Source organism: Nocardia sp. NBC_01503, assembly GCF_036327755.1.
Taxonomy (GTDB): domain Bacteria; phylum Actinomycetota; class Actinomycetes; order Mycobacteriales; family Mycobacteriaceae; genus Nocardia.
The window spans coordinates 1,239,170-1,253,318 of record NZ_CP109596.1 but is presented as its reverse complement, the minus strand read 5'-3'; the positions used below and the strand labels follow the sequence as shown (position 1 = coordinate 1,253,318).

At 66.5% G+C, this 14,149-nt stretch carries 11 protein-coding genes; 7 read left to right on the top strand and 4 right to left on the bottom strand.

Annotated elements, in window-relative coordinates:
- Nucleotides 1–308: 308 nt before the first annotated feature.
- Complete coding sequence (locus OHB26_RS05890) at nt 309–1,496, top strand: M20 family metallopeptidase (RefSeq protein WP_330185514.1); 1,188 nt, start codon at nt 309–311, stop codon at nt 1,494–1,496.
- A 227-nt stretch (nt 1,497–1,723) separates the two neighbouring features.
- Nucleotides 1,724–2,887 carry a M20 family metallopeptidase gene (locus OHB26_RS05885; protein ID WP_330185513.1) on the top strand — a complete coding sequence of 388 codons (1,164 nt, stop codon included), beginning with the start codon at nt 1,724–1,726 and terminating at the stop codon, nt 2,885–2,887.
- An 80-nt stretch (nt 2,888–2,967) separates the two neighbouring features.
- Here OHB26_RS05885 and OHB26_RS05880 read toward each other — a convergent pair whose 3' ends face one another.
- Nucleotides 2,968–3,447, bottom strand: coding sequence for a gamma-glutamylcyclotransferase (locus OHB26_RS05880; RefSeq protein WP_330183211.1), 480 nt, complete (start codon nt 3,445–3,447; stop codon nt 2,968–2,970).
- A 365-nt stretch (nt 3,448–3,812) separates the two neighbouring features.
- On the opposite strand from OHB26_RS05880, the gene OHB26_RS05875 reads away from it, so the two are divergent.
- From OHB26_RS05875 to OHB26_RS05860, 4 genes are all read left to right on the top strand, one after another.
- The gene (locus tag OHB26_RS05875; protein WP_330183210.1) at nt 3,813–5,216 is read left to right on the top strand and encodes an NAD(P)H-quinone dehydrogenase; all 1,404 of its coding nucleotides are present in this window, start codon (nt 3,813–3,815) and stop codon (nt 5,214–5,216) included.
- Nucleotides 5,217–5,415: 199 nt separating this feature from the next.
- The gene (locus OHB26_RS05870; RefSeq protein ID WP_330183209.1) at nt 5,416–6,531 is read left to right on the top strand and encodes a hypothetical protein; all 1,116 of its coding nucleotides are present in this window, start codon (nt 5,416–5,418) and stop codon (nt 6,529–6,531) included.
- 96 nt (nt 6,532–6,627) lie between these two features.
- The gene (locus tag OHB26_RS05865) at nt 6,628–7,959 is read left to right on the top strand and encodes a hypothetical protein (RefSeq protein WP_330183208.1); all 1,332 of its coding nucleotides are present in this window, start codon (nt 6,628–6,630) and stop codon (nt 7,957–7,959) included.
- 138 nt (nt 7,960–8,097) lie between these two features.
- Nucleotides 8,098–9,282 carry an aminotransferase-like domain-containing protein gene (locus OHB26_RS05860; protein WP_330183207.1) on the top strand — a complete coding sequence of 395 codons (1,185 nt, stop codon included), beginning with the start codon at nt 8,098–8,100 and terminating at the stop codon, nt 9,280–9,282.
- A 196-nt stretch (nt 9,283–9,478) separates the two neighbouring features.
- Here the strand turns inward: OHB26_RS05860 and glpK are convergent, their stop codons facing one another.
- Nucleotides 9,479–10,975, bottom strand: coding sequence for a glycerol kinase GlpK (gene glpK, locus OHB26_RS05855; protein WP_330183206.1), 1,497 nt, complete (start codon nt 10,973–10,975; stop codon nt 9,479–9,481).
- Nucleotides 10,976–11,159: 184 nt separating this feature from the next.
- On the opposite strand from glpK, the gene glpD reads away from it, so the two are divergent.
- Nucleotides 11,160–12,896, top strand: a complete 1,737-nt coding sequence (glpD, locus tag OHB26_RS05850) for a glycerol-3-phosphate dehydrogenase (RefSeq protein WP_330183205.1) — start codon at nt 11,160–11,162, stop codon at nt 12,894–12,896.
- Nucleotides 12,897–12,910: 14 nt separating this feature from the next.
- On the opposite strand, the gene OHB26_RS05845 is transcribed toward glpD, so the two are convergent.
- Together OHB26_RS05845 and OHB26_RS05840 are read right to left on the bottom strand one after the other, a co-directional pair.
- Entirely contained in the window at nt 12,911–13,120 is a 210-nt protein-coding gene (locus tag OHB26_RS05845) for a DUF397 domain-containing protein (RefSeq protein WP_330183204.1), read from the bottom strand.
- A complete protein-coding gene (locus OHB26_RS05840) occupies nt 13,110–14,015 on the bottom strand; it encodes a helix-turn-helix domain-containing protein (protein ID WP_330183203.1) in 906 nt (301 codons plus the stop codon). Before OHB26_RS05840 ends, OHB26_RS05845 begins: the two co-directional genes overlap by 11 nt.
- Nucleotides 14,016–14,149: the final 134 nt, after the last annotated feature.

Below are 14,149 nucleotides of genomic sequence, written 5' to 3'. Positions count from 1 at the left end.
GATACAGGAGGCGGGGCAGTCGGTTCTCCGGAACGCAATTACTGATCTCGTGAGATCGGGGTAACTCCCCGGGTACCCCCAAAATCGTCTTGATGCCCAACCGCGGGCCGCGTGCACAACGGTCAACGGCTCCCAGGCCGTGCGCCGAAGTTGCGGGGAGGCGGAGGGGTGTAAGACTGTGGGTTATGCCACCATCGCGCGGCGGCGATGACCGGAATTCATTTCCCCCGATAAGTCGGTACGGATTGCCCGTGCCGTCATGGAATGCTGCGTCGGTGAATGTCTCCGTCGCTCCGGCTGATCCGGCCCTGTTCGGTGCTGCTGACAGTGCGATCGAAGTAGCTCGGGAGCAGCTGCTCGCGCTGTCGCATTCGATTCATGCCGAGCCGGAGTTGGCTTTCGAGGAATTCCACAGTGTCGCCAAGACCATCGAGCCGCTGCGTGAGCGCGGATTCCGAATCGAATCCGGGGTGGCCGATCTCCCCACGGCCTTCACCGCCGAGTACGGCCATGGTGACCTGGTGGTCGGTATCTGCGCCGAGTATGACGCGCTCCCGGAGATCGGACATGCCTGCGGGCACAACATCATTGCCGCTTCGGCGGTAGGCGCGGCGCTCGGCTTGGCCGCGGTCGCGGACGCCTGCGATATCACCGTGAAGGTCTTCGGCACCCCTGCCGAGGAGAGCGGCGGCGGCAAGGTCCTCATGCTCGACCGCGGCGTCTTCGACGATGTGGCCATGGCGATGATGGTCCATCCCGGTCCGGAGGACATCGCGGGCGCGCATTCGCTCGCCCTCGCGGATCTCTCGGTCACCTACAGCGGTCGCGAATCGCATGCCAGCGCCGCACCGCAATATGGGCGAAATGCCTTGGATGCCGTGACTATCGCTCAGGTTGCGCTCGGTTTGCTCCGTCAACATCTGCTCCCCGGACAGCAACTGCACGGTATAGTCGGCTCGGGCGGCGTGGCCCCCAATATCGTGCCCGGACACGCGGAACTGCTGTATTACCTACGGGCAGTCGACTCCGCGACACTCGACGATCTGATGCAACGCGCATCGGCTTGTTTCGAGGCAGGTGCCTTGGCGACCGGATGCACACATGAAATCCGGAAGCTCGCGCCGACATATACCGAGCTCACTCCCGACAGCGCACTACTGTGTGCCTATCGCGAGCAGATCCGCGATCTCGGACGCGAGCCGATAGCCCCGGAACTCGAGGCCGCACGGCCGCTGGGCAGCACGGATATGGGCAATGTCACCAATGTCATCCCCGGTATCCACCCGGTCATCGGCATCGATGCCGGGGGAGCGGTGACGCATCAGCCCGCGTTCGCGGCGGCGGCGGTCAACGCCTCGGCCGATCGGGCTGTCATCGACGGGGCAACGGCTTTGGCCCGCACCGCGATACAACTCGCGGGCGACAAATTTCATAGGGACAGGTTGTCGGAACGAGTCATGCAACGGCAGTTTCTTCGACAGGAGGACATTCGGTGAGCACAACCGGCCGGTCCGCGGCGCGAGCGTCAGGCCCGGAGGCGGCAGCCTGCGTAACCACGCAGGGCCACGGGAGCGCCGTATTGGACACAGTGCGAGCTTCGGGACATAACGCCGCAGGCACCTGCCTAACGCAGGGGGCTGCGAGCGTCGCGACGGGCAGCTCGGTGGGGGTCGATATGGGCTTTGAAACGGGCATGGTGGACATGGTGGATTTACCGGAGGACATGATCGGCGGACGGGCGATCGTCGATGCGTGGCTCGCGGACCACGCCGATGATCTGATCCACTGGCGACGCCATATCCACGCCAATCCGGAGCTCTCCCGCACCGAGTTCGGTACCACCGAATTCATCGAGTCCTGGCTGGTGAAGGCCGGTCTCGAACCGCGCAAGCTACCGGGCGGCACCGGGCTCATCGTCGATATCGGCCCGGACACCCCGCGGATCGGCCTGCGCGCCGATATGGACGCCCTGCCGCTGCAGGAGTACACCGGCCTGCCGTTCGCCTCGACCGTTCCGGGTGTCTCGCATGCCTGCGGGCATGACGCGCACACCACGATCCTGCTCGGTACCGCGCTGGCACTGGCCGAGGTTCCGAACCTGCCGGTCGGTGTGCGACTGGTCTTCCAGCCCGCCGAGGAGGTCATGCCCGGCGGTGCCATCGATATGGTCGCCGCCGGCGCCATGGAGGATGTGTCGCGCATGTTCGCGCTGCACTGCGATCCGCGCCTGGAGGTCGGACGCGTCGGAATTCGGGTGGGGGCCATCACCTCCGCCGCCGATACGGTCGAACTGGTGTTGGATTCGCCCGGCGGGCACACCTCGCGCCCGCATCTCACCAGCGATCTGGTCTACGCCATCGGCACGGTGATCACCGGCCTGCCGGGCCTGTTGAGCCGTCGTATCGATCCGCGCACCAGCACCGTCATGGTGTGGGGTGCGGTGTCGGCGGGCAAGGCGCCCAACGCTATTCCGCAGACCGGCATGCTCACCGGCACCGTGCGCACCGGCGATCACGCCACCTGGTCCCTGCTCGAGCCGATGGTCCGCGAGATCGTCGAGGGTCTGCTCGCGCCGACCGGTGTGCGCTGGCAGCTCAACTACAAGCGCGGTGTGCCGCCGGTGGTGAATGACGAACTGGCCGTTCGCATGTTCGAGGACGCCATCCGCGAGGTCGGCCCCGATGCGCTCGCGGACACCCAGCAGTCCGGTGGTGGTGAGGACTTCTCCTGGTATCTGGAAGAGGTTCCGGGAGCCATGGCCCGCCTGGGTGTGTGGTCCGGTCAGGGCGAACAACTCGACCTGCACCAGCCGACGTTCGATATCGACGAGCGCGCGCTGGCGGTGGGCGTCCGAGTCATGACGAATATCGTCCTGAACGCCCACTGACACAGGCATTCGCGGCGAACAAAGCGCCGGGCCGCACCCTCAGGGTGCGGCCCGGCGGCGTATGAGCGAGATGACGGAGTTTATGGGCCGAAGGTGCCCGGACCCACGTTCTTGCTGTTGCGGGTGCGCAGGGCGTGTACGTATTCGCTTGGGGCGCCCGCTTTTTCGGCTCCCTCGGCGATAACGCCGATGTAGCGAGCCGAGGGTAGGCCGCCTTCGTAGGCGTCGAGGACGTAGAGCCAGGCCAATACGGGCTGGGTGGCGTTGCCCTGGTTGGGGGTTACCCGGAGGCGGATCTTCTTATGGATGCCGAAGTCCGAGCCCTCCCAGCGGTCCAGGCTCGCCTCGTCCTCACCCGGGACGTCGTAGAGGACGACGAAAACCCGGGATCCGGGCTCCTCGACCACGGTCGCGAGCGGTCCCTCCCAGCCGATGTCGTCCCCGGCGAAGGTCAGGCGCCAACCCTCCAGCCAGCCGGTTCCGTACACGGGGGAGTGCGGACAGCGCTTGAGCATCTGCTCGGGATCCATGTTGGATCCATAGGCGGCGTAAATCGGCACTGTTAGAGCCTATCGAACATTCCCGAGCAAGCTCCCCTGATCCCCCTGTGTCTATTTGCCTCCGCTCCGTTCGGGCGGTTGGTATCCAATTTGCCTCCGCTTCGCTCCGGCGGTTGGTATCCAATTTGCCTCCGCTTCGCTCCGGCGGTTCGCGGCCCTGTGACCCCGGTTCTTCCCTCCTTCCGCTCCTCCGCTTCGCTCCCCCGCTCCACTCGGTCCAGAACCGGGGGCGGGCCGCGAACTTCGGGGGATGTGAATTGTGGGTTTTGCCACGCTTGAGGCGGTACGAGCTGTATGGATACCGCCCGTTAAGTTTGTAGGGCGGCATCGGAGATCCCGATAGCCCACCAGAAGCGAGGGAAACAATGACCCGCATTGCGATCATCGGAGGCGGACCCGCCGGATACGAGGCGGCTCTGGTCGCCGCTCAGCACGGCGCGCCCGTCACGCTGATCGACTGTGACGGCATCGGCGGTGCGTGTGTGCTCTGGGACTGTGTGCCGTCCAAGACGTTCATCGCCTCCACCGGTATTCGCACCGATCTGCGTCGCGCCCGGGATCTGGGTGTCACCGTGCATCCCTCGCAGGCGCAGGTGCGGCTCTCCGAGGTGAACTCGCGCGTGAAGGCGCTCGCGCAGGCGCAGTCCGCCGATATCAAGGTGAAGTTGCAGACCGCGGGCGTGATCGTGCTGAACGGTCACGGTGAACTGATCGATCAGGCGCCGGGTCTGGCCACCCATCTGGTGAAGGCGACGCTGGGTAATGGCCAGCAGCAGGTCATCGAGGCCGAGGTGGTCTTGATCGCCACCGGTGCGAGCCCACGGGTGCTGCCGGGTGCGGAGCCCGATGGTGAGCGCATTCTCAACTGGCGTCAGCTGTACGACCTCAAGGAGCTGCCCGAGACGCTGGTGGTGGTCGGCTCGGGTGTCACCGGTGCCGAATTCGTCTCCGCCTACACCGAAATGGGCGTGCAGGTGAAGTTGGTCTCCAGCCGCGACCGCGTGCTGCCCGGTGAGGACGCCGATGCCGCGCTGGTGCTGGAGGACGCGCTCGCCGAGCGCGGTGTGGAGCTGGTCAAGCACGCCCGCGCCGATGCGGTGGAGCGCACCGCCGACGGCATTGTGGTGAAGCTGTCCGACGGCCGCACCGTGACCGGTTCGCATGCGCTCATGACGGTCGGTTCGATTCCGAATACTCAGAACCTCGGTCTGGATCGCCTGGGTATCGAACTCGACAAGGGCGGCTACCTGCGCGTGGACCGGGTGTCGCGCACCACCGCGACCGGTGTGTACGCGGCCGGTGACTGCACGGGTCTGCTGCCGCTGGCCTCGGTGGCCGCCATGCAGGGCCGGATCGCCATGTACCACGCGCTCGGTGAGGGTGTGCAGCCGATTCGCCTGAAAACCGTTGCCTCGGCGGTGTTCACGCGCCCGGAGATCGCGACCGTCGGTGTCAGTCAGACCGCCATCGACAATGGTGAGGTGCCCGCGCGCACGGTCATGTTGCCGTTGAACACCAACCCGCGGGCCAAGATGTCGGGCCTGCGTAGGGGTTTCGTGAAGATCTTCTGCCGACCCGCCACCGGTGTGGTGATCGGCGGTGTGGTGGTGGCCCCGATCGCCTCGGAGCTGATTCTGCCCATCGCCCTTGCGGTGCAGAACAATCTGACGGTGAACGATCTCGCCCAGACGTTCTCGGTGTACCCGTCGCTGACCGGCTCGGTGACCGAGGCCGCGCGTCAGCTCATGCGCCACGACGACCTGGACTGACGGGTTAACTTCCGGTGTAATGCCGCCCGGCGGGTTGCCCACAGTACTCGGGTGTGATTCACTTCGCGACGGGAAGCGATCGGCAGGGCGGTCGCGAGAACGCCGGGGGGTCAACCCTTTCCGACGCGGCCGGTGCACAGCTCGTACTCGCCCCGCACGCACGATCGCGGCGATGAGGGACGAAGGAATAGGGCGAAAAGTGAAGCACCGCAAGCCGAATCGGATCAAGGCCAGCACCTCCCTGTCGTTGGCCGGAGCGGCCGCCGTGGTCAGCCTGCTGGGCACACCGGCCAATGCCGCCCCCGCGGACCCGAGCGTGGTACCCACCGCACCGGGTCAGCAGCCGGGCGATGGTCAGCCCGACGGGTCGCAGCCGACCACCGAGCCCGCCCCGGAGAATCCGCAGGCCGTGGTGGTTCCGGGTGCGAAGCCGGAGAATGTGCAGCCGGGCACCACCAAACCGCAGCGGAGCCAGCCGGGTGTCACCACCCCGGGCTCGCCGCAGCCGGGCACCACCCAGCCCGGTACGACGCAGCCGGGTGCCACCGTGCCCTCCGGTGAATCGCCCAAGACCGATGACACCCAGCCCGCCGGTGTCGCGCCCAAGGACTCCAAGCCGACCCAGCCCGGTGTCACCGTGCCGCGTGTCGCGCCGCTGCCGGTGCCCGGTCAGCAGGCGCCCGCCATCCCGGTGCAGGTGCCGCCCGCGCCCTCGACCACCAAGCCCGATACCCAGGCGAACAACCCGGGGACGGTGCAGCCGGCGGTCACCACCGATCAGGATCAGCCGGACACCTCGCTGAACACCCTCACCGGTGAGCCGTCGGTGCAGAAGCCGCAGTGGCAGGCTCCGGCCGTGGAGACCGCCCCGGCCGCGCCCGTGGTCGAGATGACCGGTCCGCACACCGAAATCGGCGCGAATGTCGACGGTGGCGCGACGCTGCCCGGTTTCGCCGCCAACACCCATCACTTCAGCAATCTGGACGGGTACGTCGGCACCATCGGCTACACCACCCCGGGTGGCACCGGTGAGGCCGGTATGTCGCTGGACTTCACCCAGGTCAACCAGATCAAGGTGACCGCCTTCGCGAGTGCTGGCGCGGGCGATGACCGCAAGATGGAGTTCATTCTGGACACCACGGTCGCCAATGCCGTGAAGGCCGATACCGAGAACTTCATTCGCCTGATGCCGGGTGGTGCCACAATCCTGGACGCGGCGGCTCAGATTGGTAGGCTTCCGGCGGGCGACATCCCCGGGCAGACCACCGACCTCGGCGGCATGACCACGCAGGTGGGCGGTTCGGTCCAGTACTGAGAACGCGGGCACGTCACGGTGCCCGGCAAGAGCTGAGTTGTCGCGTGGGGCGGTCGTGAGCGACCGCCCCACGCGTGTGTGGCGAAAGGACGTGTGATGGATTCCGGCCAGGACGAGTCGGCGGACCGCCCCGCATCGGGTGCCGGCGCCGGAGCGCCGAGCCCGGGGACCGAGCACGACGCCGCGGGGCAGGCGGGCGCGCAGCAGGACTCCGAGTTCGGGCCACCGGTATCGGAGTTCGGGCCCTCGCTCAATGACTTCGGGCCACCGGTCTCCGTATTCGGTTCCGGTGCAGACACTTTCGGTCCGCCGAGCGCGGAATTCGGTGCGCCGGTAGCCGATTTCGGATCCGTCGAATCCGATTTCGGGCCGCCGACGGGGCAGTTCCGCCCGGAGCCCGACGCGCCCGTGGCGGGGTGGGCGCCCGCGCCGGTTCCGGCCAGTCCCGAATTGGCGTGGCGGCCCGCCGATTGGACCGGCGACGCGGATGCGTTGTACGGCAACGGAGTCGGCGATTCCGAGCAGACCGTGCGTTATGGCGCCGAGGAGACGGTGCGGTACGACGCCGCGCCCGAACCGCCCGCGCCGAAGAAGTCCGGCTGGGCGACCGGCGGCGGGATAAAGACCTCGCAGATCGGTCGCGAGTCGGCCTGGCTGCGCTCCGCCGAATCCGGTATGCCCGAGTCGGATTCCGCTGCGCCGCAACAGGAGTCGCTGTCGTGGGCGGATGACCCGCTCACCAAGATGCTGATGCCCAAGAAGGCCGAGACCGGTAAAGCCGGGACCGGTAAGGGTGGCTCCAAGCAGGATTCGCTGTCCTGGTCCGATGATTCGATCGCGCAGCGCCTGGCCCCGAAAACCGCCGCATCGCAGAGCAAGCCGAAGAAATCGTGGATGCCGATCGCGGTCGGCGCGGGCGCGTTGGTGCTGATCGCCGTGGTCGCCCTGGTGGTCGTCTCGCTCACCCGTGGTGACTCCGGTACGACCGATGAGACGCAGGCCGCGTTCGGGCCCGGCGGCACGGTCACCACGGCCGCGCCCTCCTCGATCGCCGCGCTCAGCTGCCCGGCGAAGCGGGATGGCGCGCTCACCATCGGCAATGGTCCGGGCGGCACCGATTCGGGTACCGCGGCGATTCTGGGCTTCCAGCACGCCTTCTACGCCGACCGTGATGGTGCGAAGGCGCGTTCGTTCGTTGCCCCCGATTCCCCGACCGTCTCACCCGCCGAGACCATTCAGCAGGCCATCAACGAGGTGATCCCGAAGGGCACCAGTTACTGCCTGCGCATTACCGATCTGGGTGCGGAGGCGTTCGACGCCGATCTGACCGAGCATCGCCCGGACGGGACCACCACTGTCTACCGGCAGCGCATCATCACCGTGAACAAGGACGGCAGGCACCTGATCTTCACCATCGACGAGCGGTAATCCCGTTGTGGGCGGGCCCGGCTCCGGGCCCGTCGCCTCTTTGGCGCATCTCACAATGCGGGAATGAAATTTCACATTCTGGTAGCCCTGTGACACAGTGGAATTTCGCATACCCCGGCGTTCCCTCGGAGGTGTTTCATGTCCGCGATCACTCCACCGCTGTCCCGGCGGCTCGATGGCCTGCAGAGCTCCGCGATTCGCGATCTGCTCAAGCTCACCGCGCGCGCCGAGATCATCAGCCTGGCCGGTGGATTGCCCGATGCGCAGCTCATGCCCCGGGATCGGATCGCGGTAGCCGCCGACGCCGCACTCGGTGATCGCGCGGTACTTCAGTACACCGAATCGCCCGGCTGGGGTCCGCTGCGCGAGGTGCTGGCCGCGCGCGAATCCACGCGAATGGGCCGCACCATCGCGGTGGACGAGGTCTTCGTCACGCACGGTTCGCAGCAGGCGCTGTCCCTGCTCGCCGAGGTGCTGCTGGATCCGGGCGCGCTGGTCATCGTGGAGGATCCGGCGTATGTCGGTGCGCTACAGGTCTTCCGGGCCGCCGGAGCGCGCATTCTGGCGGTGCCGCTGGATGGCGAGGGCATGCGCGTGGATGTGCTGCGCGAGTTGCTGGCGCAGGGGGAGCGCCCCGCGTTCGTCCACACCGTAAGCAATTTCCACAATCCGGGTGGCGTCACCATGAGCCCGCAGCGCCGCCGGGAGTTGGCGGAACTGGCTACCGCACACGGCTTCTGGGTGATCGAGGACGATCCCTACGGTGAACTCTGGTTCGACCGTCCCGCACCCGCGCCGGTAGCGACCTACTCGCCCAATGTGATTCGACTCTCCAGCGCCTCCAAGATCCTCGCCCCCTCGTTGCGGGTGGGTTGGATGGTGGCCCCTGATCGTGTCTGTCGCGCCGTGGAACTGCTCAAGCAGGGTGCGGACCTGTGCGGGTCCGCCCTGACCCAGCAGATCGCCACCACGCTGCTCTCGGATACCGATTGGCTTGCCGCTCACGTGGATTCGGTCCGGCAGGTCTACGGCGAACGCGCCCGCGCCCTGGTGAACGCGGTCCGCACCACCTTCGGTGACCGCATCACCACCACCGATGCGGCCGGCGGCATGTTCGTCTGGGCCGATTTCCAGGACGGCACCGACACCCGCGCGCTGCTCCCGCACGCCCTGGACGCGGGCGTCGCCTACGTCCCGGGCGCGGCCTTCGCCGTCTCCACCGACTACGCCCACTCCATGCGCCTGTGCTTCACCACCTCGGACACCCCCGTCCTCGAGGAAGCCGTAGCCCGCCTCGCCAAGGCGCACGCCGCCATCGGCTGACCGATGACCCCGCCTCCCCAGTCGGCCGCCACTCCCCGACCACTGAATTCGCCCGTCGCCCAACCCGGCAACTGATCTGGTTCCGGTCGGGGTAACTCCCGGGGTACGGGCTAGCCGCCCTCCTCGTGACCGCCGGCGGCCGGCGCGACTGTTGTCGCACCCAGGTCCGGCTCAAAGTCGCCGAGAGGGGGACAGCTCACGCCCAGTTGTAGGTGCGCTCCACCGCCTTGTTCCACTCGTGCAGCAGGTGTTCGCGGTCGGCTTCGGCCATGGTGGGGTTCCAGCGCTTGTCCTCGGCCCAGTTGGCTCGGATGTCGTCGGGGGAGGCCCAGTATCCGACGGCCAGGCCCGCCGCGTACGCCGCGCCGAGGGCGGTGGTTTCGGTGACCACGGGGCGCACCACGGTGGCGGCGAGGATGTCGGATTGGAACTGCATGAGCAGTTCGTTGACGACCATGCCGCCGTCGACCTTGAGGGTCACCTTCTCCACATCCAGGTTCTGTGCGGCGGCGTCGGCGCGCATGGCGTCGATGACCTCGCGGGTCTGGAATGCGGTGGCCTCCAATACCGCTCGCGCGATATGGCCGCGATTGACGAAGCGGGTCAGGCCCGCGAAGACGCCGCGGGCGTCGGGCCGCCAGCGGGGTGCGAAGAGACCGGAGAAGGCGGGGACGATGTAGCAGCCGCCATTGTCGGCGACGGTGCTCGCGAGGGGTTCGATCTCATCGGCATTGCCGATCATCCCGAGGTTGTCGCGCAGCCACTGCACCAGTGAGCCGGTGACCGCGATGGAGCCCTCAAGGGCGTAGACGGCGGGCTGATCGGCGAAGCGATAGCAGACCGTGGTGAGTAGTCCGTGCTCGCTGAAGACCGGGGTGGTGCCGGTGTTCATGAGCATGAAATTGCCGGTGCCGTAGGTGTTCTTGGTATCGCCGGGGGACAGGCACGCCTGCCCGAAGGTGGCGGCCTGCTGATCGCCGAGAATGCCGGCGACCGGGGTGCCCGCCAGCGCGGTGGTGGTGATCTCGCCGTACACCTCCGAGGAGCTGCGAATGGTCGGCAGCATGGCCATGGGCACCCCGAATTCCGCGCAGATCTGCGAATCCCATTGCAGGGTGCGCAGATCCATCAGCATGGTGCGGGAGGCATTGGTGACGTCGGTGATGTGCTGGCCGGTGAGATTCCACAGCATCCAGCTGTCGATGGTGCCGAAGCAGAGCTCCCCGGCCTGCGCGCGGGCCAGCGCACCGGGCACCCGGTCCAGGATCCAGCGCAGCTTCGGTCCGGCGAAGTAGGTGGAGAGCGGCAGTCCGGTGCGGTCGGCGTACCGGTTCGGGCCTTGCGAACCGGCCAATTCCACGGTCAGCTCGGCGGTGCGGGTGTCCTGCCAGACGATGGCATTGTGAATCGGCTTACCGGTGGCGCGTTCCCACACCACGGTGGTCTCGCGTTGATTGGTGACGCCGACGGCGGCGACATCGCCCGCCCCGATACCCACCGTCTCGAGCACCTCGGCGATGACGAGTTCGGTATTGCGCCAAATGGTTTCGGCATCGTGTTCGACCCAACCGGGTTGCGGGAAGATCTGCTCATGCTCGCGTTGTGCGACCCCGACGATGAGGCCCTGGTGATCGAAGACGATGCACCGGCTGGAGGTCGTACCGGAATCGATGGCAGCCACATATCGACGCATTCGAGCAGGCTACCCGCCGAGAATGCGCGCACCGGGCCATGACGCGCGCCCCGCCGGACACCAGGGTCTGTGGTCGCACCGGGAACGATTAGTGTGGACTACGGTTGCTTGGGAGTAGCTGAGCGTCGACATCGATACGAACCGCCGCGCCGAACCTTCGCGGCGAAGGCCGGAGGAGTCGAGCATGACGAAGAACCCACGATCGCAGTTTCTAGGCCCCGAGCAGCGCGAAGAAGCCTGGGCGCGCTTGGGTGAGGACGCCTTCGATGTGGTGGTGATCGGCGGCGGCGTGGTCGGCGCGGGTATCGCGCTCGATGCCGCGACCCGTGGCCTGGAGGTTGCTCTCGTGGAGGCCCGCGATCTCGCCTCGGGCACCTCCAGTCGCTCCTCGAAGATGTTCCACGGCGGTCTGCGCTATCTGGAGATGATGGAGTTCGGGCTGGTCCGCGAGGCCCTGCACGAGCGCGAACTGTCGCTCTCCAAACTCGCACCGCATCTGGTGAAGCCGCTGCGCTTTCTGTACCCGCTCACCCACTACGGCTGGGAGCGGCCGTACGTCGCGGCCGGGCTTACCCTGTACGACACCATGGGCGGTGCGAAATCCGTTCCGGGACAGCATCATCTGACCAAGTCCGGGGCGCTGCGGCTCGCGCCCGGGCTCAAGCACAACGCGCTCACCGGTGGGCTCACCTACTACGACACCGTCGTCGACGACGCCCGGCACACCATGACCCTGGCGCGCACCGCCGCGCACTACGGCGCGGTTATCCGCACCTCCACCCAGGTGGTGGGCTTCCTGCGCGAGGCCGATCGCGTGGTCGGGGTGAAGGTGCACGACAGTGAGGACGGTCGCCGCACCGAGGTGCGCGGCAGTGTCGTCATCAATGCCACCGGTGTCTGGACCGATGAGCTTCAGGCTCTAGCGCATCAACGCGGTCGATTCCATGTGCGAGCGTCCAAGGGTGTGCACATTGTGGTCCCGCGTGACCGCATCGCCAGCGATACCTCCATCATTCTGCGCACGCCGACCTCGGTGCTGTTCGTCATCATGTGGGGCACCGATCACTGGCTGATCGGCACCACCGATACCGATTGGAATCTGGATCTCGCGCATCCGGCCGCCACCAAGAATGACATCGACTATCTCCTGGAACACGTCAACGATGTGCTGGTCACCCCGCTCACGCACGCCGATATCACCGGCGTCTACGCGGGCCTGCGCCCCCTGCTCGCAGGCGAGAGCGATCAAACCTCCAAACTCTCCCGCGAACACGCCGTCGCCCGCATCGCCCCCGGCCTGGTGGCCATCGCGGGCGGTAAGTACACCACCTACCGCGTCATGGCCTACGACGCCGTAGACGAAGCGGCGCAGGACATTCCGCGCCGCGTCCCACCCACCATCACCGACAAGGTGCCGCTGCTGGGTGCCGACGGCTACCACGCCCTCCTCAACCAGACCCCGCACCTGGCCGAGAAGTACGGCATCCACCCGTACCGAATTCAACACCTGCTCAACAGGTATGGCTCCCTCATAGAAGAGGTCTTGGGCCTGGCCGAAGGTAAACCCGAACTCCTGCAACCGATCGAAGCCTCTCCCGGCTACCTCCAGGTCGAGGCCGTCTACGCCGCGGCCGCCGAAGCCGCCCTGCACCTGGACGATATCCTCGCCCGCCGCACCCGCATCTCCATCGAATACGCCCACCGCGGCGTCGACTGCGCCGACCAGGTAGCGCGCCTCGTAGCCCCCGTACTCGGCTGGGACGAAGCCGAAATCACCCGGGAGATAGCGACATACGCGGCCCGAGTCCAAGCGGAAATAGAATCCCAAACCCGCCCCGACGACGCCTCAGCCGACGCCCTCCGCGCCGCCGCCCCCGAACCCCGCCCCCAAATCCTGGAACCGGTCCCGGTCGAAAAGTAGTCGGCCCGCCGAAATCACCCGCGCCGGTAGAACTCCCCACCGGCGACACCGGCGGTGAACGCATCCCACTCGCCCGGCGCGAACACCAGCGCCGGGCCGGCGGGATTCTTCGAATCCCGCACCCCAACTTCGCCGCCGGGTAGGAATGCGACCTCGACGCAGTCCTGTCCACCTGAGCTGTAGCTCGACTTGAACCATGTGGCCAGGTTCGGATCAGCGGTCACTGTCGTGCTCCCTTGCTATCTCGCGGATCAGATCGCGGCTCGGTTGGACATCGAGGGTGGCACGTTGAACCTGCGTGAATGCCTCGCGATAGATCCGTACGTCGGTCTGACGCTCAAAATACATTGCACCAGTGAAACTTTCAGCGAATACCACGTTGGGTTCCGTCAGCTTCCCGCGGGCATTCTTACCGAATTGAAAGATGATGAACGGCGGTAGCGGCATGCCCACTGGGAATCCCGCGCGAAAGGGCAGCAGTCGCACTTCGATGTTCGCGTGCGTGCTCAGGTCTGCGATGTGCCGCAATTGCGCCGCCATCACGTGCCGGTCGCCGACGACGGTACGCAGCGCGGCTTCCTGTAGGACTACGAAGGCATCGGCGGGGTCGCGTTGTCGGAGGATCACGTGCTGGCGTTGTGTCCGCAGCTCGATGCGGCGATCCAGCTCCGCCTCCGAATCGTTCGGAAAGTACAACCGATCCATAGCGCGTGCGTAGTCGGCTGTCTGCAAGAGTCCAGGCACGATCAGTGGTTGGAAGATGGTCAAAACCTTTGCGCCCGCTTCTAACCCGACGAATAGATTCGATTGCGCCGGAATCAGATCTTCATAGGCGTGCCACCATGACTTCGCGGGCTTCTGGTCTGCCAGCGACTTCGCGGTGGCGGTCTTCCCTGGGTCGAGTCCGTAGACCGCGCAGAGACTCAGAACATCCCGGACCCTCACCTTTTCGGTGAGGCCGCGCTCGAGGCGACTCAGAGTGGACTTGTTCCACTCCATTAGTGTCGCGGCCTGATCCACAGTGAATCCGACCCCCTCGCGGGCCTCACGAAGAAACCGGCCAAGTTGCCTGCGGGGCAGGGTGCTTCCCGACTCCGCTGGTTCGTCCTCATCAGTCACGCCCGCTCGCCTCTCGTTGCATTCTGCGATCGAGTTTTGTTGCGGAATGCGTCAATGATAAGCCGCTTTACGCAACACGACCTGGGCTTTCACGCAACTTTTCGCACAGCATCGCTTCCGTGTGTTCGGGCACG